This window comes from Enterococcus sp. DIV0800 (genome assembly GCF_050559735.1).
GTDB lineage: Bacteria > Bacillota > Bacilli > Lactobacillales > Enterococcaceae > Enterococcus_A > Enterococcus_A devriesei.
In genome coordinates this window covers 159,501-185,412 of sequence record NZ_CP187899.1, presented here as the reverse complement: position 1 = coordinate 185,412, position 25,912 = coordinate 159,501, and the positions used below count along the sequence as shown (strand labels likewise).

Here is a 25,912-nt window from a genome sequence, read left to right as displayed (position 1 = left end):
CGAAAAATTATTGTTTTTATTGCTGAAAAAAAGAGAATGTATTAATTGTTGTTATAAATCGCAGTATTATTCAAAAACATCAGTGTTTTAAAGCCCTCTTACTTATAAATAATAAATTGATTGACTGAATTATCTTGTGTTCTGCCATTAAAATAAACAAATCATGCTATAATTGTTTTATTAAAGTAGGGTGAGAAGGATAAGGAGTGAACAAATCGTGAAAATTGGATTTATTGGGGCGGGAAAAGTTGGAACGAATCTAGGTCGCTATTTCGATACTAAAGGTTGGCCGCTTTCAGGATTTTATAGCAAACATTATGAAGACGCTATTTTTAGTGCTAGACAAACCAACAGCCATGCTTTTTCCGAGCTTTCGGAGTGTGTAGCGGCCAGTGATTGGCTCTTTATTACGGTACCAGATGATCAGCTATTAACTGTTTGGCAGGAAGTAGAGCCGTTGCTGACAAGGGAGTATTGTCTTTTTCATTGCAGCGGATCTAAAAGTTCGGCGATTTTTGCCACAGAAAAAGCGCAGATTGCTTGTTTCTCCTTACATCCCTTGACCGCCTTTGCTACTAAATCAGTACCGCTGGAGCAACTTGCTCAAGTCGCCTTTACCTTGGAAGGAGATCAGCAACAAACACAAGTAAAAGCCGCTTTTGCCAACTTAGAAAACCCGTTGGCAGTCATATCTGCAGAAGACAAATCGTTGTATCATGCTGCCGGTATTTTTGCTAGCAGCTTAGTAGTGGGACTAGCAACAACCGCTCAAGAAATATTTCAAACTTGTGGTTTGCCAGAAGCTTTTGCCAAGAGCGCTTGGCGTCAAGTATTCACTCAAAATGCTATGAATCTAGTGCTCAACGGGCCAAAAGAGTCACTGAGCCGGCCGATCGAAGAAAATGATTTAACCAGCATAATTGAACACTTAGCTGTTTTATCACCGGAAGATGCTAAAATTTACTGTGAATTAACGAAGAAACTAATCAAACTAGCAGCTGAAAAATATCCTGAACGAGATTATCAATTTATCGAGGAAAAAATTGATAAATAAGAAAATAAACTTGTGTTTGCAAGAAAGATAATTACGAGTAGAGGAGCTATGAACGATGAAACCTTTATTAAAAGATCCTGAAGAGCTTCCCACGATTGAAAATTTGGCGAAACACATGGGTACAGATGGTTTAGCCCTTTATCAGCAGCTTTTAGTGATGCTTCATAAGGAGTCCTTCAAGGAAGATTGGAATTACTATAATGATGGGAAGCATTGGCTGGCTAAGATCTTATACAAGAAAAAAAACCTCGGCTGGATCTCGATTTGGGAAAGTGGCGTTAAAATCACCGTTTATTTTGGTGAACGAATCTGGCCTCAATTGAGGACGAACGAGTTATTCCAACGACTTGAAGCTAGTGGTGTCGAGATTCATAAATCCGGGAAATTAACCGCTGTTTTAGTGCCAATTCTAAACGAGACATCATTACAAAACGCAGTCGCGCTTGTCAAATTCAAAAAAGCAGCAAAATAAAAAAGATTCGTATTCGTGTCTTAAACGAATACGAATCTTTTTTCGCGATAACAGGCGAGTAGCTTAGAGAAAGGGCTTTTAAGGTTTTAGAATAATGTTAGTTTTTCTCAAACCATAATAGAGCATGCTGGGAAAGCAGCCAACACCATTATCAAGCCTTAATAAAGCTGATTTTATTGAAACGTAATTGAACAATCAAAATAATTAGCAGATAGTTAAGAAAATTGTTTTGGTGAATGACTGATAATGTTTAACAGAAAGAATCCAAACGAAGTATTTTAAAATAGATTCAAACGTTTAGTCGATGTTCATTGGTATCATTAGATGCCTAAAGAGCTTGTTAGTTTACTTGGACGGATCAATAAGCTAAGTTTGCTCAAACTCAATTATGGGAGTTGCTATTAAAAAGTTTGTTTCGTTCGTCGATTATTATAGCAGTAAGCTACTAATTGATCCGTTGAGGAAGTTGGGAAAGTAAAATCATGTTTTCGTAACAATATGCATTTTCCCGAAAGCATGATTTTTTTGCGTTGCTTAAAACAAAAAAGAATGGATTTTAACTTTTTTGTAGGCTGATCCTATGGTTTGCTATAAGGTCTTTTCAAGCTGAATTAGATCGATCAAGTTGAATTCATTTAAATAAAAAGCCATCATACCATCAAATTCGTGTTAATTTATAGCGATTTACAATGGAATTTCAACTTTAACAGCACTTAGGATGAAATTTTTAATTGTTAGCAAGTATAAAATATTTTTTGCAGTTGCCCCCTCCAACTGCCAATAATTGTTATTTTAATATACTAACGGATTATTTAAAGCTTTATAGAAAGAACCATTTTTCAATAATAGTTGATTTTATTGTTTATTCCTCTCTCCTATCTTTTTTTGAAATATGTTATTTTATAATTGACAAAAAGGTATATACCAATTATACTGTTTTTAGAGGGATACTCCCTCTCCTACCAAAAAAAGAAAGGACTGAATCGAATGAGTCGTGAACTATTAAGAGAACGTTACGAAAAAGAATTTGAAAAATTACCAGACTTCGTACAAAAATATTTGCTCTATTTAGAAGCGATCCCCCGTTCTACCAATACGCTATACGAATACTCAAAAGAATATCGCCGCTTCCTCACCTGGCTTTTAGCCGAAGGAATTGTGCAAGCAAAAGACATTACAGAAATTAGATTGGCTGATTTTGAGCGATTGAATAAAGATAAGATCGTCTTATACAAGTCCTTTTTAAATCAATCACCAAAAAGAACCTTTGAAGAAAAAAATGAAAATGATTTGGTACAAGCTTCCTTAGGTGAACGTAATACCCACCGTTTGAAAGTGACGGTCCAGCGCAGTATTACAGCGCTGCGCTCCCTCTTTAAATACTTGGCAAATGAGGAAGTCGAGGAATATGATGAACAAATCGGCGACTATATTATTCGTCCGATGCTAAGAAGAAATATCATGGTCAATATTGAAAATGGTGGTGTCGATGCTTCCGGCGAAGTCCGAAAAGACAAAATTGAAAAGATGCTTTATTTAGATTCTGAGGCGATTGATTTTGTTGAATACGTTTATAGTGGATATGGCAACACGCTGACTTCTCGCCAAGCCAAGACGGCTTACGAAAAAAACAGGATTCGAGACACCGCGATCTTAGCCCTGTTTCTAGGTTCGGGTATCCGTCTGTCTGAACTCGTCAATACCAATGTCAGTGACCTCAACTATGAAGGCCTTTACGTTCAGGTCCAGCGGAAAGGCGATACCTTGGACCACGCGATGATCTCCCCGATCTTTATCGACTATCTCCAAGAATATATAGAACAGCGGGAAAGTTTATACAATGCGGATGATTCCGTGCCCGCGCTGTTCTTAACTAAACACAAGAATGTCGCGAAACGCATGGAAGGCGGCTCGATTGAAAAGATGATCGATAAGTACTCCACCGCCTTTGGGAAACGTACGACTCCCCACAAACTGCGTCATAGCGTTGGCACGATGGCTTTTCGAAAAACGAAAAACTTGAAAACCGTCAGTGAAATCCTAGGTCAACGTGGTACTTCCGCGACAGAAATCTATACCCATATCGTAAAAAAAGAGAAACGTTCGGTGATCAATGATTTATGGACGTAAATAGATCAATAAAAAACCATTGAAGAGATAATCCCTTATCTTTTCAATGGTCTTTTTGCTTTCTATTTAAAAGAATACCTGCAAAACTATGCTTTGTTTTCTTGTTGAAGTGCCTTTAGCCCCGCCATATTAAGTAAATTCCAAGGCGTATCAAATTCCGGCTGGAAGAAGAAATCGGCATAAGCTAATTGTTCAATGGTAAATTTTGTCTGAATCGCGATTGAGATCGCATTGATATTGGCTGTTAAATCGGTTTTTGACATGACTTGTGCTCCTAAGATGGCTAGCGTATCTGGATCATAGACTAATTTAAACAGCATCCGAGTTTTCATATTGGCCGGAACAAAATCCATCAAAGTATCTTGATCTAATAAGACCGACTTCGTTTTGATCTCTAAGCGGCTGGCCATTTGGTCGTTTAAACCGGTGGAAGCAAATTTATAGTCAAACACCCGTAAAGCTGATGAGCCTTGGACACCAGGAAATGGATGATTGGCTTCGGTTAGATTTTTGGCCGCATACCGTCCTTGACGACGCGCGTTGGTAGCTAGTGCAATATTGACAGCTGTTTGTCCAGGATTGTATTGGATCAAGGTCGCGTCTCCGACTGCAAAGACATCTTCTGCACTTGTACGCATATATTCATCGGTCTTGATCATCCCATTTGGATGTAAGTCTAGCGCATCTTTCAACCACATGGTATTTGGTCGGATGCCGGCAGACATCACAACTAGTTCCGCTGGATATTCGCCTTTATCTGTTATGACCTTGCTGACTTTTCCATTTTCACCGACGAATTCCACGACTTTTTCTTCCATGGCTAAGTTCATGCCATTGTCGGTCATTTCTTTATCCAAAATATCTGTGAATTCTTCATCAAGATAAACGCCTAATGGACGAGTAATCACGTCTACCACCGTCACGTTTTTGCCAGCTTTGGCAAAGGCTTCGGCTGCTTCGATCCCGATATAGCCGCCGCCAACGACGACCACATTTTTGATATTCGGATTAACCGTGTCCATCTTCAGCTCAACGGTATCTTGACGACCACGCATCGTTTCAATATTTTTCAGATCGTGACCAGGAACTGGTAAGATAAATGGGTTGGCTCCCGGACTTAGAATCAATTTATCATACGTTTCCGTTCGGCTTTGCTCAGTGACGTGATCTAAGACTTCAACTTCATGTTTGTCAGGTATTACTTTGGTGATTTCAGTGTTAGTAAAAACGCGAACCCCGCGTTGTTCCATCTCTTCGGCAGTCATGTAACGAATTGAATCAACGTTTTTCACGACTCCTTCGAGATACATTTGCGTGCCTCAACCCATAAATGAGATAAAGTCGCCTTTTTCATACCACTGTACTTCCGCATCAGGATGCGTTAACAGTAGTTCTTCGACTGCTTCATAGCCGCCGTGTGAAGATCCTAAAACAATAACTTTCATAAAAATTCCCTCCTAATTTGTTAGTTACGCTTTCATTGTAGCGTAGGTTGATTGAAAAAAGACAGCTATCGGCTCATGAGGCAGAAGAACGAGTTGTATTCGATCTTAAACGAATCAAAAAAAGATGCGTAATCCTATATGGACTAAGCACCCTTTTGCAAATCGTTTGTTTCTTATGCCAAAGCATTTGGACTGGCTAACTGTGGTCCTTGGCCATAATAGGCTTGGACCCAATCGTCGTTGTCCCACATTTCAGTTTTACGACGTCCGCGGAAATAATCCCATTCGGATTCGTATTCTACTTCGATCAGTTTGCCGCCAGAGCCTAAGGTGGCCCAAGCATAATTACCAGAGTAGCCGGCAAACTTGATCCATTGAACAGGGAAATATTGCAGCTCCCCTTCTTCATCAAAGAATTCTCGTTCTTGATAATCAACACGTAGGAACATTTCGCCATTGCCATATTCAGGATTGATAGCGGCCAAAACTTGTTCGGCTTTTTCTACGGCAACATCTTCGTCTAATAACGCGCCGCTTGGGATTTCAGACAGGTCCTTTAAACTAACGAGTGCATCATTTTCAAAAATGCCGATAATACGGGGACCATTAATGACGAATTCGCCTGCTGGTTGTAGGCGGACAATATGGACCATGACACCATTTCGTACTTGATCGTCTTCTTCAGCAATTTTGTAGTCCTCGGGAATTGTCACGGCGTAGTTGATCATTTCTAAGTAATCCATTGTTTTGCCTTCTTTCTTACCATTCAAAATCGTCAAGCTGTTCTTCCACCTCTCGAATTTGCTCTTGTAGCAGTTGAATCTCTTCTTTGATTTCTTCTAAGGTGGCGCCACTAGTGCTGTAGCCTTTATAGTAGGCTGTCATATAATCATTGTCTTCTAGGCGTTGCAACCGATCTCTAAGCTGACCTAAAAGCTCAAGGTTGTTTTCGTATTGTAGTTCGTTCATGGCTGTCGCTCCTTTTGTTTAGGCTAAAGCATTCGGGCTAGCTAATTGTGGCCCTTTGCCTTCTCTAACCAAGACCCAATCATCGTTGTCCCACATTTCCGTTTTGCGGCGGCCCCGGAAGTAATCCCAACGTGAATCAATCTCCATTTCAATCAATTGATTGTCAGCACCTAAAGTGACCCAATTATAGCTGCCGTTGGAATGACCGAATTTGATCCATAGAACAGGAAACTGGCTGGTTTTTCCTGATTCATCGACGAATTCTCGTTGTTGATGTTCGATCCGAATAAAGGATAAGCCCCGCGCATAGCTGCGATTGCTTTTTGAGAAGATATCTTTGGCAACGGCTTCTGCTCGCTCACTTGATACTAGCTTGCCACTAGGAATTGAAGTTAGATTTTTAACGCTGACTAAAGTATCTTTGACAAAAATCGCGATGATCCGTGGACCATTCAGTTTAAATTCGCCATCATTTTGAAAGTGCCAAATCGTTACGTCTTGTTTATTGCGGCGTTCGCTTTTTTCTTCAACTAATTGATAACCTTCTGGGATAGTCACGACTTTGTTTAACAATTCTTTTCTTTCCATTTTACAGACTTCCTTTTCATTCACTTAATTTATTTATTATCTCGATAAAACTCGTTTGTTCTTCGAGGTCAAGCGGTGCAAAAAAATCTTCGTTGGCCTTTTGTAAAGCCTCTGGAATCACTTGGTAGATTTCTGCCCCTTTACTTGTTAACGACAAGAGATAGCCTCGGCGATCATCGGGGTTTTCTTTTCTCAAAATATAATCGCTATCCATTAATTTTTTGATGGCTCGCGTCACATTACTAGCATTGACGCCAGTCAGTTGAACTAATTTTTCTTGAGGCAAATCTCCAAAATCGTGGAGCTTCAAAATATAATAGTAGAGACTGGAATTTAATTGATAAGGCGCCAAATAACGATCAATCAATTTGACATAACGACGACTGACAGTAGGCAATTGCTTCAAAGTATCGATATCACTTATAGAATGCTGCAACACAGTCACTCCCTCTCTTTTTTCAAGTCGCAACAATTTAATTACTTGCGCAAGCAAATAATAAACCCTATAATAGCTTTAGTCAAACAAAATGTTTCACTTGGAGGAATAAATTTTGCATAAAACAAATACTAAATGGATGACCGTCGCAATTTATCTAGCTACTTTGGTTACCGCCATCGAATCGACGATCGTGGTAACAGCGACCCGTTCGATCGTCAATGACCTTGGCAGCTCGGAATTGACGGCTCTCATCTTCTCTACCTACTTATTTTCAAGCGCCCTAGCGACACCGATTTTCGGACGGATGGCCGATAATTATGGTAAAAAGAAAATTTTTCAAGCCGGCCTTTTGTTGTTCTTAGTCGGAACGATTCTCTGTGGCGTATCGATTTCTGGCAGTATGCTTTTTGGTGCGCGGGTCATTCAAGGGATTGGTGCTGGTGGCATTATGCCGATGACTTTCGCCTTGATCGGTGAGCTTTTTGATCTGAAGACCCGGACAAAAGTGATGGGGCTAAATAATTCAGCTTGGGGAATCGCCTCATTAATTGCACCATTATTAGGTGGCTTGATTCTGCGGAGCCTTACTTGGCACTGGATTTTCTTTATCAATGTTCCTTTTGTCTTGGTTGTGCTGGCGATTGTTCAAGTCTTTTATCAAGAAAAAGAAACAGCGGCAACACCTCAAAAGGGCGCCTTTCAACAGTACAGCTATTTCATTTTCGGATTGTTAGTATTACTGAGCGGTATCCAATTATTTAATCTTCAATTAGTATTCGGAGCGCTAGTCTTGATCGCCGGCGTGATTGCTCTGTACTTCTTCTATCAGAAAGAGAAAAAAGCGACAAGTCCGGTTATTCCTATTGGTACGATTAAAATCAGCGCGTTCCGGTTATTAACGATTTGTATCTTTTTAATCAACGGAGCGTTGATTGGATTTCAAGTTTATTTGCCGTTGTGGGTTCAAACAGAATTACAACTCTCACCAACTTTAGCCGGTTTAGCTTTACTGCCCTCTTCAATCGCCTTTATTTTAGGTTCTTACTATTCAGGCAAGCTGTTGACTCGTTTTGGTCAAAAGAAGCTGTTGCAGCTAGTAATTGGCGGCGCGTTGATCGGGTTTCTATTTTTAAGCCTAGTGCCTAGCAGCACTGGCTATCCAATTTTACTGATCTTTTCAAGCTTTCTAGGCTTTTTCATTGGAACCGGTGTGACGATCAGTGTGATTTCTGCCCAAAGTTATGCATCACAACAAAATCTCAGCACTGTTTCGGGATTCATTACTCTGTGTCGTACGTTGGGGCAAAGCTTTATGGTGACTTTTCTCGGGGTGATCAACCAACGGATTTTCGCTGCCCAACATCAGCGAATCGCCGGTTATCACGGAGTGTACTTCGCTATCAGCATCATCTTTGTTTTTCTACTGCTAGTTGTTAGCTTGGAGCGAAGCCAAAAAACAGAATAAAAAGAATGGATTGGAATACCAATTAAGGTTCAGAACCTTTGGTATTTCAATCCATTTGTCTCTCTATAATAAACACGACAATAAAAGGATTATAATGACTAAAAAAGCGATTTTAGGGTGGCGAATTCAACCCAAAAGTAATCGCACCCTATCTAAAGTGGTCATTTTTTAACAATATTTTGTTTGTAAAAGCTGATTTATAAGTCAGATTTTTTGAAATCACTTTCATTTTATGCCACACTAGATAGTAATTAATCAATGGAGGTCGATAAAATGGAAAGAATTTTTGCCAGTCCGTCGCGTTATATTCAAGGCAAAGGAATGCTCAAAGAAGGGATCAAATACATTAAGACCCTCGGAAAAACCGCCTTGTTGATCACCGATGAAGATGTGTGGGAAATTGTCGGAAAAGATTTATTTGAGCGAATGAAAGAAAATGAGATGAAGCCGATCGAAGAAATTTTCGGTGGTGAGGCATCGGAAAAGGAAATCAAACGGATCAGTAAAAAGGCAAAAGATGAGGATATCGAAGTGATTGTCGCACTCGGTGGAGGCAAAGCCATTGATACCGGTAAAGCGATTGCGGATGATTTCAAGTTGCCCTTGGCGGTGCTGCCAACAGTCGCTTCAACTGACGCACCGACTTCGGCCCTTTCGGTGATCTATTCACCAGAAGGTAATTTTGAAAAATATCGTTTTTACGATAAAAATCCCGATCTCGTCTTAGTCGATACGGAAGTGATTGTCAACGCACCAGCAGAATTGTTAGCAGATGGGATCGCTGATGCGTTGGCCACGTTAGTAGAAGCACGGGCAGTCGCACAAAAAAATGGGCAAACCATGGCGGGGGGTTCTCAAACAGCGGCTGGCATGGCAATCGCTGTTAAAGCCGAAGAAATATTATTTGAAAATGCCTTAAAGGCGATTGAAGCCAACAAAGCCCATGTCGTAACCAAAGCTTTTGAAGAAATCGTCGAAGCCAATACATTATTAAGCGGATTAGGCTTTGAAAGTGCTGGTCTAGCCGCGGCTCATGCGATTCATAATGGCTTTACCGTCATGGGTGGTGATATCCACCATCTTTCCCACGGACAAAAAGTCGCGTACGGCACCCTCACCCAACTTATGTTGGAGAATGCGGACTCTGATGAATTGGATGATTATATCGAGCTCTATCAATTGCTTGATTTGCCGACGACCTTAGAAGAAATGCATTTAGCTCACGCTTCCTATGTGGATTTACTAAAAATCGGAGAGCAAGCAACAATCGAAGGGGAAACGATTCATGAAATGCCTTTCGAAGTGACAGCAGAAGATGTCGCCGCGGCGATGAAAGCCGTGGATGCTTATGTCACTACCTACTTTCCGAGATAAGAAACAATCAACGAAGAGGACAAAGTCTCATGGTCGGCTTTGTCCTCTTTTTTTGACTATAATATCACTGATAAAAATCAAATTTACTAACCACTACTTACCTCCTTAAAAATAGGCAATTATCCGTAAATTAGCATTGAAAGCTGAGCGTTTTATCTGTTTAAACTATGACAGCAAAGAGGTATACTCACTTCAAAGAAGTTAGGACAGAAACGAGGAAGTTAAAATGAAAACGATTACTTATATTTATTCCGTGAATGCGCGCGGAACGATCTTGAAAAGCAGCGGGTCTGGTATGCTTTGGAATAGAGCAAAAAATTTTCAAACCGAATTAATCAAAGCGTTCGCTCCCGATTGGCAAGTCAGCTTTATCAGTCTAGATACATTTACTAATTCGGTCCCTGAATCCGATGTTATCGTGTTTAATGAAATGGATACGCCGTATATTCCTAAGGTGATTCAAACTAAGGCATTGCCAATCAGTTATGTATAAATTGCTAAGACCGATATCGCTGGTATAAAACAAAGAGTTGAGGCTTTTTACCAAGCTCAGTGAACGATGTTCCAGAGTAAGATTAGAAGAAGGAGCTGAACTAAATGGGAAACGCTGCTGAAGAAAAAGTCCTGCTGTTACTTCAAGGAATCGAAGAGAATTTAGCTAAAGAAGTTACGGCTACTAGATGATTGAATCCCTCTATTCTACTTTCCTTCTCTCTAATGGATCATTACCTTCGGAACCAAAAAGCAGATACCCGTGTATCTGCTTTTTCTAATGCTTATTCGACTTCAATAATTTGAACAATAGCTTTTTTAAATAAATGATAGTTGGTAATAAATACGCGGTCCACGCGATCCAACACATGATGAATCTTGAACTCTATTATTCGCTCTTCACCAGCGGTTATTTGGTGGTGGTGAGGATATTCCTTGGTACTTTTAGGAATATCAATCCAGCAACCACTATCTCGGCTAAAGGCAAAATGATTAATATTGACTGTGCCTTTTTCAACTTTAATATGATATTTCTTGGTACCTAAGGAATCGATCGGTATTTGATGGGAGTGTTTTTTCCAAAATAAATGGTGCAATTCGACTTTTTCACTTTTATTTTCCATTTTTAACGGCCTCCTTGATCGTGCCAATCCGATATCCTTCATGATGTTTTAGAAAAACACTTTTTGCCGTGACAATCGTTTGAGAGGTGTAAATTCCTTGGTGACCTGAAACAAAATAGCTGACGAAGGCCGCGATGATGAAATATGATAAAGCTTTAGTACCGAATAAGTCGATGCCCAACATGATAGTGGTTAATGGTGCGTTGGCAGCACAGCCGAAAACGGCGATCATTCCTAGCGCTGCCAGGAATGAAGGCGTGATTCCAAAAAGGTTTCCGAGACTTCCACCTAGTGATGAACCCACTGCAAATAAGGGTGTTACCTCTCCTCCTTGCAAGCCAGCACCTAAACTTAACCCGGTCATGATTAATTTGACAATGGGATCAAGCAAAGTTGTTTTTCCAACAAAAGCATCATCGATGAGTGGCAGACTCAAGCCCATAAATTTTTGTCCATGAATCAGAGTGATGGCAAGAACGACTATTGCAGAAGTAATAAATGCTCGAATTAAATAATTTTTGAAAAAATTGCTATAAAAATGCTTCAATGAATGCATCAGAAGAGCGAAAAAATGCCCAAAAAGCCCAAATAAAACGGATGAAAAGACAACAATCATCAATAGTTTTAAGGTAAATGATGGAAGAACACCGATCTGATGGCTATCGTGGACGGTGCCTAATAATTTTGAAACGTAATTGGCTAAATAAGATGAAAAGAAGCACGGGATCAACGCTTCACGTTCGATATTGCCTACATAGGCCATTTCCATACCGAAAAATCCACCGGCCAATGGCGTACCAAAAATCGATGAAAAGCCAGCGCTGATTCCGGCATGAATCAGTTGTTTACGACAGTTTTTTTCTAAATGAAGTAAATCAGCTGCCTTATTAGCAAAAACTCCACCGATTTGCACGGCACTTCCTTCACGTCCTACTGAAGCCCCGAAAAGATGTGATAGAATTGTGAAAATAAAAGTGAAAATCGCCATTCTTCCAGGGACAGCGGTTTCCTTCTCAGTACTTTCAATGATTAAGTTGTTGCCTTTTTGTGCTCCTTTACCGAATTTTTGATAAGTAAACGCCGTCAACATACCAATAAACGGCAAGAAATAGAGAAAGTACTCGTGAGACTGGCGATAGTTTGTAACAAAATGAAGCCCCGCTAGCAGATAATGCGAAATAAGGCCGGTAATGCTACTAATAATTGCAATCAATACATATAGCAATAGTACATCATGTAACTCCTTTCTTGAGTTTGAGTGTGTTTTTTCCTTGTTTTCTTCCATTCTAAGACCTCCTGAATAAAATAAAAAAAGCCAATGATCCCCTACAAATAAAATTTGTAGAAGTCATTAGCTTGATTAGCGGTTTAAGAAAAACTCTTAGGGAGACATTCATTCCCTTATTTAATTCCTATATATTTTTACAGTAAAAAGTGACATAAGTCAATGTTTTTTTGATTGAAGATTAAAACCGTAACTGAAAAACCGAAATTTCCGGTGGCACACAAAAACGAGCATGGATTGAGGTGGTACCTAGGCCTGTATTGACGTACAATTTTGTCTGATCACTTAATTCATATAATCCACGAACATATTTTTCAGCCAGTACATTTTTTACTTGATAGAAAGGCAAGCGGACTTGGCCGCCGTGACTGTGCCCGGCTAAAACTAATTGGGTATTGGTTCCGACAAATTTATCTGCCACATCGGGTTCGTGAGTCAAAAGAATCGAATAATCGTATTTCTCCCGATAAGTCAATGTTTCCGTTACCGAAGGATTCCCTAGCAACGAATCATCCAGACCACCGATAAAAACTTTTTTACCGTTGGTCAGTGTGATCGTTTCCCCGGCATTTTTCAACACCTCAAAGTTCGCAGCGTTCATGACTCGTTCATAAACAGTCGCAGCGCCACCGCCATAATCGTGGTTGCCCCAAACCGCAAATTTACCAATGGTTGCCTTCATTTCTTTAAGCTTCTCGATGATTTCTTGTTCGTGTTGATACTTAGCGTAATTATCAAAAAGATCGCCAGTGAAAACAATTATATCCGGTTTTTCATGATTGACTTTACGGATCACCTTGTCTAAACGATTCGTAGCGTAACTATCAGAAACTTGAATATCTGATAATTGCAGCACCTTCAATTCTTTTGGTAGCGAGGATTCACCCAACTGCAAGCGATGAACGATCGCCAAATTTGGTTCGATCTTAAAGGCGTAAAATGGAACTGCCGCCAGCAGTAAAAACACGCCAATCACAATTTTCTTGATCATACGTCTGCTCCTTTCTGTTTGATTTTAAATTCTGTTCGATTTACCCGCAGGTTATCTTTGACAGCCATGATAGTTAGTGCACTGCCCGATAGCAGTAACGCGATTGTCAAGCTGACAATAATGACTTTTCGTTTTGTCTTATTATTCATCTATTTCGCCTCCATGAAACAAAGAATAACTAAGAATTATGCAAAACTTGTGCAAAAGAAAAGGCTGTTACAGAAGCCACGCCTGGAACGCTATTTATTAGGAAAAAAGGAGGTGTGACTATACCTTTGCCACACCTCCTTTGCGCTATTTATTTTTAGATAGGTAAATTAATTGTCGCTCGAAAGCGTCCATCAGTAGATTGTAAGATCAGCTTCCCGCCTAAGAGTTGGAGGCTTTGCGCCACGATGGAAAGCCCTAATCCGGTGCCTGACAAATGATTGTTTCGCGAGGCTTCACCGACAACAAAAGGCTCAGCTAATTGAGCAAGCTGCTGTTGCGATATTTCTGACGCCGAATTTTCGAAAATTAACTGGTAATACTGCTGCTTTTTTTCTCCAGTAATTTGCATGTGTTGATCCAAGCTGTATTTCATCCCATTCGTCACTAAATTCAAGATGATCATGCGCAGCATAGGTTCATTTGTCTGAAGCTCATAGGGCTCTATGATCGAATCAATCTGAAATTTCGGATCAATGATCCGTTGCTGCTGCAATTCCTTGGTTACTAGTTCTTGAATAGCAATCGTTTCAAAGGTCAGCTCTTCTTTTAACTGCCGGCTATAGGCTAAAATATTTGCGACCAACTCATTCATATCAATCAGCTGTTGATTGATATCACTTAGAAAATCAGGATTTTCCAGTCCCATTTCTTCCCCATCAACGAGTAATTGAATAACGGACAACGGTGTTTTCAGCTCATGGGCAAGGTTGGCCGAAAAAGCCTTCAAGCGATCATTTTGTTCTAACAACTCCAGCTCATGCTGCTGCAACGAATCTTTCATCTGACTGATAGATTGGCTCAAACTGCTAAGCTCATTTTCTTCTTGAATATCAGAATCTGTGAAATCCAAAGCCGATATTTGCCGCGTCGCCTGTTTCAAACGTGTGATAGGCTTGATGATCTGATTCCGCACCAATAAAATAACTAAACCAAACAACAAAATCAAAAAGACCAGCGTTGCCACGATTAAGATCGGCAGCAGAGTATGGATCGCGGCCTTGAAATCAGGAATACTTGTACCGATTAAATACAAGTGATCCCCATGAGTAAGAAAAACCGTATAAAAATCACTTTTCTGTTTTGTTTGATTGTACAATCGCTGGACTGCACGACCAGCCTGTGCTTGTTTAAGAGTTGACTGATCGACCCAGAAACGATTGAGGGAGATGCCTTCGCGGGTCAAGCGAAAAGAAAGCTCATCTGTCAATTCTTCGGAGCTGGTTGTTTGCTCGTCAACAGTAAGTACCACCACATCTTTTGGATAATGATGACTGCCTTGCTGAATCAATTTTTGGGTTGCTTTGACTGGTTGTTCCATTTTCCAATAATAATAAGTCGGAAAGATCCAGCGATAAAAAAGTGCCCCAAATAAAACCAGCAGGATAAAAATGATTCCCGTTCTTCGGATAAAGGAGCCGGTCAAGCTATTTTTGCGGAATTTCAAAGCGATACCCCGTGCCGTAGACAGTTTGGATATAAGCTTTGCCGATCTTGTCTCGTAAGATGCGGATAAAACTGTCGACCGTTCTTTCATCATTTTCGTGATCAGCCCCCCAGACAGAGAGAAGAATCTGTTCACGGGTCAACGCCAAGCTTTGATTTTGATAAAGATAATACAGCATTTCATATTCTCTTTTGGTCAAGCTTAACGCCACACTATTTAGTAAGACGCGTTGCTCGTTCGGGATAAATAGTAACGGCTGACTAAGATCTTGTTGAATCACTCCTAATAATTTTGCCACTCGTGCTAGCAGAACGGTCGCGTGAAAAGGTTTGGCTAAATAATCATCGACGCCCGTCACCAAGGCTTGCACTTCGTCTTCCGGTAAATTTTTCGCAGTAAGCATCAAAATCTTGACGGCACGCTCCTGTTTCATTTGCTGAGCCACTTCAATTCCACTGAACTTTGGCATCATCCAGTCCAGCACGACTAGATCAAATTTTTCAGTATAAAAAGCCTCCAGCGCCTCTTCGCCATCTCGAGCTTCAGTGATGAAATAGCCCGCCTTTTCAAAAAACTTTCGTAACAACTCCCGCATTTTATCTTCATCTTCACACAGTAAAATTCTCATTGTTAAATCCCTTTCCATTGACTATCGTTTCCTATTATAAATTTTGGATTGGGAAAACCAACGCTTAGTGACGGGATTTACGATTTATTTTCTATATTCTTATACTTAACTCAAACTTTCATCAAAAAAAGGCCGATCCCGTTAGATCGACCTTCACTACGATTTCTACTTTAAGGAAGTACTTTGATAACTCTACAAGGCGTACCATAAGCCAGAACATTAGGCGGAATATCCTTAGTAACAAGGCTCCCTGCCCCAATCACGGAATTCTCACCAATCGTGACCCCTGGTAAAACGATTGTGCCAGCACCTAACCAGACATTTTTCTCGATGGTGACTGGTAAATTGGATTGGGCTTTCTTCAAACGCAGCTCTGGTGACAAAGGATGGGTTGCAGTACAAAGGGTCACATTAGGCCCAATCATAGCCTCATCTTGGATCTCAATCTTCGTATCGTCGACTAAAGACAAACCAAAATTAGCGTAGACATTTTTACCAAAATACGTATTCTTGCCCCAATTGGCTTGAAATGGCGGCTCGATATAGGAGCCCTCGCCAAAACTGCCTAACAATTCCGCTAAGATTTTTGCCTTTTCTTCTTGCTTACTTGGCAGCGTATGATTGAATTGGAATAATAAATCGCGATAAAAGGCCTGTTCCTCTTTTAATTCGCTGGTTTCAAAATAATTTTCTCCTGAATCCATTTGCTCTTGCATGAAACGGTTAGTCAAGATTCTTCCCTCCGTTTAGGACCTTTCCTTGAATCGGTGTCCGTCTTTTATGAAAAAAGATCCCTAATAAAATGACGATCAATAAAATACTCAAAAGCTTGAATGGCGCAAATAAATTGGCTGTTCCCGAAATTAATTGTAGCGTACTTAAGCCAAAGGGTGCAATGAAATTTCCTAAGTTGCAACCAATCAAAATAACGGAAGTCGCAACGGTCATTTTTGTCGGTGAAGCATAGAGGTTCAGTGAGTTATAAATAAAAGGAAAAATCAAACTACCGGGAATTCCGCTGATAAAGTAGCCTATCAGCAGCAAAGCAAAGTTATTTTCGGAGACCGCGATCAAAAAGGTGGCTAAAGCCAGTAAGGCTAGTCCGAGATACAAACATTTTTCTCCTAGTAAACGATTGAACCAGCCAAATAAGGAACCGGTAACAATTCCGATAATCGGCATCACTGCTAAAAAGTTCGAAGCATTATAGTTCGCCCCTTTGATATCTGTCACCATTGTAGGGAATCGCACGCCGATCGCCACAAAGGTCATCACTAAGAATAAAGCAAAGAGTGCTAATAAATAAACGGAAGGCTTCATTTCACCAGCCTGTTTTTGCGTATCATCGACTTGTTCTTCTTTGATCTCTGGTACAAACAAGGTAAATAAAATCAAAATCGGAAAGGCAATCAAATAGACAGCGAAGGAAAAACGCCAGCCAAAGGCCAATAAGACCCCCGCGATCAGTGTTAAACCGGCATTACCGATATTTTCCGCTGCCCCACGATAGCCTAATAAACTGGCCCGCTGTTGCGGTTCATCGTGAAAAAGCAAATTGATAATCGAAACGGCTAAAGAATTAAACAAGCCAAAGCCCGCGCCTAAAACAAAGCGACTGGCTAAAATCAACCAATAATTGGTCAAAAATAAGGGTGCAATCCCGCCACCGACCCCGACGAGTAATAGTCCTAATTGGACCGTGCGTTTCGTTCCGATTCTTTTAGCGACGAAGCTGGACAAAACGACGAAGACCACCACTGCCAAAGCTGGCAGTGTGGCGACAAGTTCAACTTGAGTCGTGGTCATAGAAAGAGCGGCCCGCATTTGCGGCAGTGCACCGTTGATTGACATAGCACTAGTTAATAAGAGTGAGATCGATAGAATAGCTAAACGAGTCATGACACTGTTACGATTAATCATAATGTTTTCCTCCTAAATCTTTTTCAAATGGATCAGCTGTGTTTGGAAGTCACCGAAGAAATCTGGGACATTTAGTCCTAAATGCATCAGTTCGTCGCCGTAATACGTCTCATTCGTTCCTTGTGCTTGATACTGCGCGTTTTCATCCAATCCGGTCAAAAAGACTTCATGGAATACCGGCTGAGCCGAAGCCAACGTCCGGGCGCTCATCAGCAGTGCTTCACTTTTGTCTTCATTAACAAAAAGCCATGTGGTCAGATTCCCTTCAAAGGGGCTATTCAAACGATAAAATTCACCAAATTGTACGAGCGGACGAATCTGTTGGTATTGTTGGATTTGTGTTGCTACCTGCTGTTTTTCTTCCTTCGTCATTTCCGTCAAATCTAATTCATAGCCGAAGACGCCACTCATAGCGACGTCGCCACGAGTTTTCAACGACGTGGTCCGGCCAGTTTGATGATTGGGTACAGCCGAGACATGTGCCGTCATAGCTGAAATCGGATAAGCCAAGCTGGTTCCGTATTGAATCTTCAAACGCTCCACTGCATCGGTATTATCGGTTGGCCAAGATTGCGGCATATAGTACAAGAAGCCAGCATCAAAGCGTCCACCTCCGCCAGAACAGCCTTCCCAAAGAATCTTCGGATAACGTGTAGTCAAATGTTCCAACAATTCGTACACGCCAAGAATATGGCGATGAGCTGCCTCACCTTGGTTCTTTTCAGTAAGCGCAGTGGAATACACATCTGACAAGCTGCGATTCATATCCCATTTAACATAGTCGATTGGCACCTCGTCCAAGATCTCACACAACTGTTTTTCGATATTTTCACGAATTTCTTTCCGCCCCATATCCAATAAATGCTGATCCCGTGAAGAAGAAGGCGTCCGATCAGGCTCCTGCATCAAATAATCTGGGTGCTCTTGATACAATTTCGAATCGATCGAGATCATTTCAGGTTCGAACCAGACACCAAACTGCATACCTTTCTCATGAACATAATCGGCGATTCCCTTCAACCCATGTTTCAGCTTACCTTCATATTCAAACCAATCCCCCAACGAAGAATTATCCGAATCCCGATGACCAAACCAGCCATCATCCAGCACAAACATCTCGATTCCCAAATCCGCCGCTTCATCAACGATTTTTTCAATCTTCTCACTAGTGAAATCAAAATAAGTAGCTTCCCAGTTATTGACTAAAATCGGACGTTCCTTGAATTGATGCTCCCCACGAGCGACCCGCTCCCGTAATAAGTGGTGGAAGGTACTGCTCATTTGATTTAAGCCAGCATCAGAATAAGTCAATAGCACCTCTGGCGTCTGAAAAGCCTCTCCTGCTGCCAATTCCCAAGAAAAATTGTACTCATTGATCCCGACTAAGATTCTGACTTGATCAATCTGATCCTTTTCTAGCTGAAACGCATGATTGCCGGAGTAAACAAAATGAATCCCGATCGCCGGACCCGCAAATTCATTCGTAGCATGATTGACTAAAGCAATAAAACTATTCATATGATGACTAGAAGCACCACGGCGACTCTCAAAGCTTTTGACCCCTAGTTGGATCGTTTCACGATTGATTTGCCGTTCCCGCAAATGGGCTCCTGGTAATGAAATAACTTCATCAAATTCACCGCTGTTGGTTAGATCCAGTTGTATCGAGGCAATTTTTTCCAATACTATTGCTTGTTTTGTTTGATTGATTGCTTTGACTCCGCGAGCTATCACTGGCCGATCCTGATAGATCGTATAGGCCAGCTCCAGATAAATTTCTTGATCACGGTCCTTCAGGACAACAATTAAGCTAGTCGCCTCGTCCTCTGAGAGAATGTACGCTTGTGGCAGCCCTTTCAATTCGGGTTTGCCGTTCTCAATTCGATAATCAAAATAGCGGAAATCGTGTAAAGCTGAGCCATTTTCTCTGCGAATGATCGTTGCTGGAATCCGATAATCCATTGAGCCGTTGCTGGAATACTCCTGTGGTAAAGTATCCTTTGAGTAAGCTCTTTCATTGTTCCCTGGCACATTTCCTGAGAAACCACGATCACGTCTCAAGTAGCCTTTATGGCCGCTATAGTGATTGATCTTTTTTCCAAAATACAAATGATTCAGTACGCCGTCCTCTTCGATTTTTAAAATGTAAGAGATTTCATTGTTCTTTAAGTGAAATACCTGCTCCTGTTTGTCGAACGTAATTAATTGGTTGGTCATTCTTTATTCCTCCTCTTGCTTGTTGTTTACCTTATAATGTTTACTAAACAATTTTGTCAAGCAAAAGTTAAAAAAAAAGAGAACTTTCTTGCGAAAATTCTCTAGCTCTTTGGAATAAAGCTTTCTCTTACCACTAATTTAGATGGAAATGTCATGATGACGGGTTCTTGCCGTTCTTCTTCGATTCGTTCCTTAGCCAATCGGACAGCTGCTTTAGCGATTTCGCCCGCGCTGATATGGACGGTTGTTAAACTAGGCGTCAAAAATTCAGCGATTTCAATATCATCAAAGCTGGCGATCTCAATATCTTGCCCGATCGCAATATTGGCTGACTGTAAGGAACGGTAAACCCCGACAGATAAAGGATCACTACCCACTAAGATCGCGGTTGGTAACTCTTGATTTTCTGCTAGCCACTCGTCCATCATGCGCTTGCCTTCAAGAGGTTCCCACAGTCCCAGCTTGACTTGGCTAGTCAAGTCGTTGCTTGTCATAAATTCTTGATAAGCACGTAAACGTTTTTCATTTTCGTTGTAGATCTTTTCTCCATCCTCGTCGATATCTATATTATACCCACCAATATAGCCGATCCGTTGATGCCCCTTTTCTAAAAAAAGCTGCAATACGCGTTTAGTCATTCGATCAAAGTCCGCATAGACCATATCTACTTCCTGATTGATATCCGGGTTATCGATTACTACGATATTGCTGTTTTGTTTACTTAAGCGTTTAACTGCGGTCTCAGGCACAGTCCCAACTATAATAATGGCGCCTAGCTTATCGAAATCCTGCCAAGTTTTCGGATTGTCCTCCAAGTTGTAGACACGATTCAAACCTAAATGAAGTCGCCTAGCTTCTTGCTCTAAACCAATCCGCAGCGCATTGAAATAAGGATCATCTAATTCCTTTTGTTTACTCGTGGTGGTGATCACACCAATTGAAGGCAGCCTACGCTTCACGTATTTTCGTTTATCAATATCATAATTTAATTCTTTGATAGCAGCATAGATTCGGTCTTTTGTGGTCTCCGCCACAGATAGCGTGGGATCATTATTTAACACTCTGGAAACTGTTCCAGGACTAACACTTGCTCGTCGTGCCACGTCGCGAATTCCTACCATAATTGTTCACCTCAATTGTTTACTAAACAATACATCGAAAGGACTCATTCGTCAACCTACTACTGTTTAATTAATTCGTCTTGCTTTGTGATAACAGCAGCTTCACTTGAAAAGCCCAACAAATTTATAATAGAATGAGAAGATATTAAGAAAGTGAGGGAATTCGATGTACGAATACAAATCAGAAGTGTTATATACCAAGACTAAATGGTTGTCCGACAAAGCAGGTGAAAACGATCTTGCGGAACTAGATGCGTTAATCAATGAACGTGCTCAAGAAGGTTGGGAATTGGTTACCTACTCGTATATGGCAACGTCCCTGCAAGTAAAAGGAGCAACATTGATTACCTTTAAGAAAGCAAAATAAGATCTGGCGGTGTCCATTTTTGGAGACCGTTTTTTTATTGCTGGTAAACTTATTTGTAAATGAAGCCCATTAATTTCATGTGCGATATTTTTAGCCCTTTAAATCTGTTTAATTTTCCGCCCTCCTTCTGCTATAATTATTGTAATATGCAGATGTAAAAGCTTTTTTACTCCTAAGTGAAGCCTTTTTTACGTGAGCGGAAACGCTTTTTGATTTCTTTTCAGGTAATATTCGATGAAAATGGAGGTGTACCAAATGGAAGTCGGTGAACGCTTAAAAGCTCGACGAAATGAATTAAATTTAACGCAAGATCAAGTGGCTGAGTCGTTGGGGATCACGCGTCAAACCATGTCTAATTGGGAAAATGGACGTAGCTATCCTGATATCGAGCGAGTGATTCGTTTATCAGAGCTTTATGCCTTGTCATTGGACGAATTATTGAAAGGAGATCAAAAGATGGTTAGACATTTACAAGAAAATACGGTGGTGAATCACTTTCTCAAACTCTTTATTGGCATGTTGCTGGTGAATGTTGCGTTGATGGTGGTCTTGATGCTAGTTCAATCAATGAGTGAGACCTTTTTATTTATGATTTTTGCGCTGATTGGGCTAAATACGTTGTCATTGTTTTATTTGATCATTAAGAAAATTTAGGAGCTGATCGTATGAATATAATGGCTATCATGATTTTTCTCATGCTCGGCTTTATCTTTGCAGCCGTGTTGATGTGTTACTACATCTACTCATTGGTTTTAATTGACGCAAAAAGTCGCGGGATCAAAAATCCCAAATTTTGGTCACTCATTGCAGCCGGTGGACAAAGAGGCGAAGGCCTTCTGCTCTATCTATTCTCCCGTAGAAAAACAACCAGTAGTATGTCTTCAGCAGAAATCGAGCAAGTCGATGGCTTGAAAAGGAAAATATATTGCGTAATGGCGGTCTTTTTCTTTCTCTTTTTGTTAGCTGTCCTGCTGATCTTTCAATCCGCTTAAAAAGGAGTTGGCTTTTTTAGCCAGCTCCTTTATTGTTTGTTGTGAGAAACTACTTGTGCTTTTTCCAACTCAAGCAAATAGTGTTTTCTTTCCAAGCCGCCCGCATAACCGGTCAAATTGCCGTCTCGACCAATCACCCGATGACAAGGGATCACGATAGCGATTTTGTTCAAACCGTTGGCCCGCCCCACCGCGCGAACTTTATTTTTATCGCCTAAACGTAGTGCGATATCTTGATAACTCAAAGTTTTTCCCATGGGAATCGTCTCTAAAATTTTCCAGACTTCTTTTTGAAATGGTGAGCCATCATAAAACAGCGGTAATGAAAATTCGGTCCGCTCTCCATTAAAGTATTCACCTATTTGTTCCTCAACTTGCTGGTTTAACTTTGTTTGACCATAGATAATGCGGAAATTGTATTTCTTCCGCAAGTTTTCGATTTCACGTTCCAGTCCTCGCCGGTCTTCAAACTCCAATAAATATAAATAAGCATCATCGGTCAGACACAGCATTCTTCCTAGCGGCGTTGCGATGAACGATGCATTCAAGGTGTGCACCGCGGTTTTCTTTGCAGAATTTCCCATGATTTTCGTGAAAGCATCATTGAAACCGCTGGAGGACTCATAGCCTGTGTCCAATTGCTGGTCAATCACTTTACTGCCATGACTGATCTCCTTGAAGGCCAGTCCCATCCGCCGAGCACGAGCATATTGAACAAAGGTCATATTATAAATGGACTTAAACTTTCTGCGAGCAGTCGTCGAGTTCAAGCCCAGTGCCGCGAAATCCGAATCCCGCCAGCGTTTTTCTGGCTGTTCCTCAACCGCCTTGACTAATAGCTGAACCTCCTCAGGAATCGCCTGGGGAAAAGAAAGCGGCTGACAAATTTTGCAAGGGCGATAGCCCGCCAATAATGCTTCTTCCGCGGTTTGATAAAACTCACAGTTTTCCATTTTAGGTTTTCGTGCGCGACACGTCGGATGACAAAAGATTCCTGTCGTCTTGATCCCTGCAAAAAAGATGCCATCGTAATTTCGATCCTTTTCGATCAAGGCTTGGTAATACTCCTGCTGTTTTTCTTTCGCAGTTATCATACCCATCCCTCCTTAGATTCTTAGTATAGCTTGATTTCCCCCTCATTTCTCTCGAAAAATGGACAACTATTTTTTTCTGATTTATACTTTTCATACAAAGGAGCTGTCGTAAATGAATCAACAAGAAGCCAATCGCCGAATGGAGGAGGAAATTCAATTTTTCCCTTGGTTCATCCAAAACTATTTCCGTAAAAAAAGCGGAGACCAATACTCTTCCATCACTTTGTATGAATATGCCAAAGAATATCGACGCTTTTTAACTTGGCTGATTCAAGAAGGCTTTTCTTCAGCCACAAAATTGTCAGAAGTCACGCTAGCTGAATTCGCGGCGTTATGGCCGGAGGATTTGGAATTTTATAAAGCCCATTTAGTTAAAGCTCCGAAAATTTTAAAAGAATCCACCCAAAAACGCTTAGAAGAAAGTGAACAGTCTCTGCCCTTACGGCAAAATGCCACCGTTCAACGGGGTATCACCGCCGTCCGCTCACTTTTTAATTACTTAGCTGACGCAGTTGATCGCACCACCGGCAAACCTTATCTTGAACACAATATGATGCGAAAAGTCGCAAATGTCAAGGATAATAAAACCATGGCCGAGCGAGGCGCGGCCATTGAGAAGAAACTTTTTTTAGACGAAGAAGCGCTGGATTTTCTTGATTTTGTTGAACATCGATACCTGGAAACTCTTGAAAGTCGTCAAGCGATTACGGCTTTTAAAAAGAATCAAATCCGTGATTTGGCGATCATCGGACTCTTTTTAGGAACGGGTATGCGCCTATCTGAATTAGTCAATATGAATGTCCAAGATTTAGCCGCTGGGGAAGCTCGGGTCTATCGTAAAGGCGGAAAATGGGACATGGTTGTGATCTCTTCAGTTGCGATCGAGTTTTTGACAGAATACCTAGCTCAGCGTAATATTCTTTATCAGCCCGATGAAAATGAGCCTGCTTTATTTTTGACCCGTTATCGGGGCAAAGCCAAACGGATCGCCGGCGGAGCTGTCGAGGCCATGGTGGGAAAATATTCCGAAGCCTTCAAAATCAAGATCTCGCCCCATAAACTACGGCACTCGGTTGCGACCCAGTTGTACACGAAAACCAATTCTTTGGTCCAAGTCGCTGAACAATTAGGCCAATCAGGCACTTCCGCCACAACGGTTTACACCCATATCGCTGGTAAGAAAAAACGTGATGCCATGAATGATTTGTGGACGTGAATATTCTCATAATCATAAAAGCGTAGAAACCCTAGTAGTTTCTACGCTTTTATGATTTATAGTAGTCTTAATCAAATATCTCCTTCGCCATGGCAAAGGCACTCCAAGCTTTTGGCCAACCTGCATAAAAAGCCAGATGGGTGATCAAAGCTGTGATCTCCTCTTTGGTTACACCATTTTCTTTGGCGATCTTCAAATGTGCCTCGAGTTGCGGTGCACCCATTGCTAATAATGCCGAGCAAGTAATCAGGCTACGGTCATGTGCTGAGAGCTCCTCTTCTTTTGACCAGACTTCACCAAATAATACATCATCATTCAAAGCCGCAAATTGTGGGGCGAATGCTCCAAGTTGTTCTCTTCCTGCTGTTTGTTTTTTTTCATTTTGATCATCCTTACTTTTCTAATTTGTTGTACCATTCATCAGTTACAGGCTCTAACCATTCTGGTGTACCTGCTGTAATCGAGAGATGTTCAAACCAGCTATCCCTAGCGGCGCCATGCCAGTGCTTCACACCATCATGAGTTACGATTACATCGCCGGCTTGTAAAAATTGGGGCACGCTCCCGTCCTCTTGATACCAACCTTCCCCACCGGTAACTAGCAATAATTGAAAACCGTCATGATGGATATGCCAATTATTGCGGCAGCCCGGTTCAAAAGTTACATTTGCAACCGCCACATTGACTGCTGGATCAGCGACGAGAGATTGCAGATAACTCTGTCCGATAAAATACTGAGCGAAAGCATCATTTTTCTCCCCAATCGGAAAGATCACACCATTTTTAACGTCTTGATGTTTTGTCATAAAAATTCCTCCAATAATTATTGATCTTCTTCATATGCAAGCAGCCAGTTTGCTAGGGCGGTGTCTGAATGATTCACCTTCGATCCCCGCACAGCCAAACCGGTTTTGATCTCTGCGCCAGAACACGCCTCTGTTAAGTCTTGGATACTTGAGCCAAAAGCACTGCCTTCATGAGTACAAAAAGGATAAATTGTTTTATTTTCCCAATCTTGGTTGGCTAAAAACGTTGCGATGATCCTAGGATAGGTTCCCCACCAATTTGGAAAGCCAAGAAAGACAGTCTCAACCTCTTTTAAATCAATCTCAATTGCTTCATAGGCCACTTGGCTCGCATTTTGCTTTTCCCGATTCGCTTTTTGAACGGTCTCTTCGTAGTCAATTGAATAAGGAACTTTTGGCATTATCTGATGGCTAGACAATTTCAACCGCTTACTAAGCTTTTGAGCTAAAACTGCGGTATTGCCAATCAGTAGCATTTGCTTTTTCCCATTGATATAGTTCTCATTTGCCCTTGAAAAGTAAATGATTGCTGTAGTCATCTTCTCACTCCTAGCCACTTTTATTTGAATA

29 protein-coding genes and 1 riboswitch are annotated in these 25,912 nt (G+C 41.1%); of the genes, 10 read left to right on the top strand and 19 right to left on the bottom strand.

Annotation, left to right across the window (positions count from 1 at the left end; genetic code table 11):
* The first annotated feature begins 217 nt into the window (after window positions 1–217).
* From IGI54_RS12815 to xerS (IGI54_RS12805), 3 genes are all read left to right on the top strand, one after another.
* On the top strand, window positions 218–1,054 hold the full coding sequence (locus tag IGI54_RS12815; protein ID WP_430621865.1) for a Rossmann-like and DUF2520 domain-containing protein: 837 nt from the start codon (window positions 218–220) through the stop codon (window positions 1,052–1,054).
* A 55-nt stretch (window positions 1,055–1,109) separates the two neighbouring features.
* Window positions 1,110–1,526, top strand: coding sequence for a DUF3788 family protein (locus IGI54_RS12810; RefSeq protein WP_430621864.1), 417 nt, complete (start codon window positions 1,110–1,112; stop codon window positions 1,524–1,526).
* 987 nt (window positions 1,527–2,513) lie between these two features.
* Window positions 2,514–3,656 carry a tyrosine recombinase XerS gene (gene xerS / locus IGI54_RS12805; RefSeq protein ID WP_430621863.1) on the top strand — a complete coding sequence of 381 codons (1,143 nt, stop codon included), beginning with the start codon at window positions 2,514–2,516 and terminating at the stop codon, window positions 3,654–3,656.
* A gap of 86 nt (window positions 3,657–3,742) precedes the next feature.
* On the opposite strand, the gene IGI54_RS12800 is transcribed toward xerS (IGI54_RS12805), so the two are convergent.
* The 5 genes from IGI54_RS12800 to IGI54_RS12780 all read right to left on the bottom strand — a co-directional run bounded on the left by IGI54_RS12800 (window position 3,743) and on the right by IGI54_RS12780 (window position 7,094).
* A complete protein-coding gene (locus IGI54_RS12800) occupies window positions 3,743–5,101 on the bottom strand; it encodes an FAD-dependent oxidoreductase (RefSeq protein WP_430621862.1) in 1,359 nt (452 codons plus the stop codon).
* 173 nt (window positions 5,102–5,274) lie between these two features.
* Window positions 5,275–5,880 carry a hypothetical protein gene (locus IGI54_RS12795; RefSeq protein WP_430621861.1) on the bottom strand — a complete coding sequence of 202 codons (606 nt, stop codon included), beginning with the start codon at window positions 5,878–5,880 and terminating at the stop codon, window positions 5,275–5,277.
* On the bottom strand, window positions 5,861–6,070 hold the full coding sequence (locus tag IGI54_RS12790) for a hypothetical protein (protein ID WP_430621860.1): 210 nt from the start codon (window positions 6,068–6,070) through the stop codon (window positions 5,861–5,863). Before IGI54_RS12790 ends, IGI54_RS12795 begins: the two co-directional genes overlap by 20 nt.
* 18 nt (window positions 6,071–6,088) lie before the next feature.
* A complete protein-coding gene (locus IGI54_RS12785) occupies window positions 6,089–6,658 on the bottom strand; it encodes a hypothetical protein (protein WP_430621859.1) in 570 nt (189 codons plus the stop codon).
* 16 nt (window positions 6,659–6,674) lie between these two features.
* Window positions 6,675–7,094, bottom strand: a complete 420-nt coding sequence (locus IGI54_RS12780) for a MarR family winged helix-turn-helix transcriptional regulator (RefSeq protein WP_071862150.1) — start codon at window positions 7,092–7,094, stop codon at window positions 6,675–6,677.
* A 115-nt stretch (window positions 7,095–7,209) separates the two neighbouring features.
* Between IGI54_RS12780 and IGI54_RS12775 the strand changes: the two genes are divergently transcribed.
* The 3 genes from IGI54_RS12775 (at window position 7,210) to IGI54_RS12765 (ending at window position 10,429) form a co-directional block, all read left to right on the top strand.
* Window positions 7,210–8,562: an MFS transporter gene (locus IGI54_RS12775; protein WP_430621858.1), complete on the top strand. Its 1,353-nt coding sequence runs from the start codon at window positions 7,210–7,212 to the stop codon at window positions 8,560–8,562.
* A gap of 273 nt (window positions 8,563–8,835) precedes the next feature.
* The gene (locus tag IGI54_RS12770; protein ID WP_430621857.1) at window positions 8,836–9,936 is read left to right on the top strand and encodes a glycerol dehydrogenase; all 1,101 of its coding nucleotides are present in this window, start codon (window positions 8,836–8,838) and stop codon (window positions 9,934–9,936) included.
* A 226-nt stretch (window positions 9,937–10,162) separates the two neighbouring features.
* Window positions 10,163–10,429 (top strand): hypothetical protein, encoded by a 267-nt coding sequence (locus tag IGI54_RS12765; protein WP_430621856.1) that lies wholly within the window; start codon window positions 10,163–10,165, stop codon window positions 10,427–10,429.
* A 283-nt stretch (window positions 10,430–10,712) separates the two neighbouring features.
* On the opposite strand, the gene IGI54_RS12760 is transcribed toward IGI54_RS12765, so the two are convergent.
* The 10 genes from IGI54_RS12760 to IGI54_RS12715 form a co-directional block, all read right to left on the bottom strand.
* The gene (locus IGI54_RS12760; protein ID WP_430621855.1) at window positions 10,713–11,051 is read right to left on the bottom strand and encodes a hypothetical protein; all 339 of its coding nucleotides are present in this window, start codon (window positions 11,049–11,051) and stop codon (window positions 10,713–10,715) included.
* Window positions 11,041–12,336, bottom strand: a complete 1,296-nt coding sequence (locus tag IGI54_RS12755; protein ID WP_430621854.1) for a chloride channel protein — start codon at window positions 12,334–12,336, stop codon at window positions 11,041–11,043. Before IGI54_RS12755 ends, IGI54_RS12760 begins: the two co-directional genes overlap by 11 nt.
* Window positions 12,337–12,386: 50 nt before the next feature.
* Window positions 12,387–12,461: riboswitch (Fluoride riboswitch) on the bottom strand.
* 56 nt (window positions 12,462–12,517) lie between these two features.
* The gene (locus IGI54_RS12750) at window positions 12,518–13,327 is read right to left on the bottom strand and encodes a metallophosphoesterase (RefSeq protein ID WP_430621853.1); all 810 of its coding nucleotides are present in this window, start codon (window positions 13,325–13,327) and stop codon (window positions 12,518–12,520) included.
* Complete coding sequence (locus tag IGI54_RS12745; protein WP_169818932.1) at window positions 13,324–13,476, bottom strand: hypothetical protein; 153 nt, start codon at window positions 13,474–13,476, stop codon at window positions 13,324–13,326. The genes IGI54_RS12750 and IGI54_RS12745 overlap by 4 nt, the downstream gene beginning before the upstream one ends.
* A 155-nt stretch (window positions 13,477–13,631) precedes the next feature.
* The gene (locus IGI54_RS12740; RefSeq protein WP_430621852.1) at window positions 13,632–14,981 is read right to left on the bottom strand and encodes an ATP-binding protein; all 1,350 of its coding nucleotides are present in this window, start codon (window positions 14,979–14,981) and stop codon (window positions 13,632–13,634) included.
* Window positions 14,962–15,609, bottom strand: coding sequence for a response regulator transcription factor (locus tag IGI54_RS12735; protein ID WP_430621851.1), 648 nt, complete (start codon window positions 15,607–15,609; stop codon window positions 14,962–14,964). Before IGI54_RS12735 ends, IGI54_RS12740 begins: the two co-directional genes overlap by 20 nt.
* A gap of 170 nt (window positions 15,610–15,779) precedes the next feature.
* A complete protein-coding gene (locus IGI54_RS12730) occupies window positions 15,780–16,325 on the bottom strand; it encodes a sugar O-acetyltransferase (protein ID WP_430621988.1) in 546 nt (181 codons plus the stop codon).
* A 7-nt stretch (window positions 16,326–16,332) separates the two neighbouring features.
* Complete coding sequence (locus tag IGI54_RS12725) at window positions 16,333–17,529, bottom strand: MFS transporter (RefSeq protein ID WP_430621850.1); 1,197 nt, start codon at window positions 17,527–17,529, stop codon at window positions 16,333–16,335.
* A 12-nt stretch (window positions 17,530–17,541) separates the two neighbouring features.
* Complete coding sequence (locus tag IGI54_RS12720) at window positions 17,542–19,746, bottom strand: alpha-galactosidase (RefSeq protein ID WP_430621849.1); 2,205 nt, start codon at window positions 19,744–19,746, stop codon at window positions 17,542–17,544.
* Between the two features lie 101 nt (window positions 19,747–19,847).
* On the bottom strand, window positions 19,848–20,867 hold the full coding sequence (locus IGI54_RS12715; RefSeq protein ID WP_430621848.1) for a LacI family DNA-binding transcriptional regulator: 1,020 nt from the start codon (window positions 20,865–20,867) through the stop codon (window positions 19,848–19,850).
* A gap of 166 nt (window positions 20,868–21,033) precedes the next feature.
* On the opposite strand from IGI54_RS12715, the gene IGI54_RS12710 reads away from it, so the two are divergent.
* From IGI54_RS12710 to IGI54_RS12700, 3 genes are all read left to right on the top strand, one after another.
* The gene (locus IGI54_RS12710; RefSeq protein WP_313631201.1) at window positions 21,034–21,234 is read left to right on the top strand and encodes a DUF4177 domain-containing protein; all 201 of its coding nucleotides are present in this window, start codon (window positions 21,034–21,036) and stop codon (window positions 21,232–21,234) included.
* A 255-nt stretch (window positions 21,235–21,489) separates the two neighbouring features.
* On the top strand, window positions 21,490–21,888 hold the full coding sequence (locus IGI54_RS12705; protein WP_071861896.1) for a helix-turn-helix domain-containing protein: 399 nt from the start codon (window positions 21,490–21,492) through the stop codon (window positions 21,886–21,888).
* An 11-nt stretch (window positions 21,889–21,899) separates the two neighbouring features.
* Window positions 21,900–22,226: a hypothetical protein gene (locus IGI54_RS12700; protein ID WP_430621847.1), complete on the top strand. Its 327-nt coding sequence runs from the start codon at window positions 21,900–21,902 to the stop codon at window positions 22,224–22,226.
* Between the two features lie 29 nt (window positions 22,227–22,255).
* Here the strand turns inward: IGI54_RS12700 and IGI54_RS12695 are convergent, their stop codons facing one another.
* Complete coding sequence (locus IGI54_RS12695) at window positions 22,256–23,320, bottom strand: bifunctional transcriptional activator/DNA repair enzyme AdaA (RefSeq protein ID WP_430621846.1); 1,065 nt, start codon at window positions 23,318–23,320, stop codon at window positions 22,256–22,258.
* A 112-nt stretch (window positions 23,321–23,432) separates the two neighbouring features.
* Here IGI54_RS12695 and xerS (IGI54_RS12690) point away from each other — a divergent pair, with 112 nt between their 5' ends.
* On the top strand, window positions 23,433–24,536 hold the full coding sequence (gene xerS, locus IGI54_RS12690) for a tyrosine recombinase XerS (RefSeq protein ID WP_430621845.1): 1,104 nt from the start codon (window positions 23,433–23,435) through the stop codon (window positions 24,534–24,536).
* A gap of 67 nt (window positions 24,537–24,603) precedes the next feature.
* Here the strand turns inward: xerS (IGI54_RS12690) and IGI54_RS12685 are convergent, their stop codons facing one another.
* The 3 genes from IGI54_RS12685 to IGI54_RS12675 all read right to left on the bottom strand — a co-directional run bounded on the left by IGI54_RS12685 (window position 24,604) and on the right by IGI54_RS12675 (window position 25,881).
* Entirely contained in the window at window positions 24,604–24,855 is a 252-nt protein-coding gene (locus IGI54_RS12685; protein WP_430621844.1) for a carboxymuconolactone decarboxylase family protein, read from the bottom strand.
* Window positions 24,856–24,928: 73 nt separating this feature from the next.
* Complete coding sequence (locus IGI54_RS12680) at window positions 24,929–25,342, bottom strand: cupin domain-containing protein (RefSeq protein WP_430621843.1); 414 nt, start codon at window positions 25,340–25,342, stop codon at window positions 24,929–24,931.
* A gap of 17 nt (window positions 25,343–25,359) precedes the next feature.
* Window positions 25,360–25,881, bottom strand: coding sequence for a flavodoxin (locus IGI54_RS12675; protein WP_430621842.1), 522 nt, complete (start codon window positions 25,879–25,881; stop codon window positions 25,360–25,362).
* Window positions 25,882–25,912 lie beyond the last annotated feature (31 nt).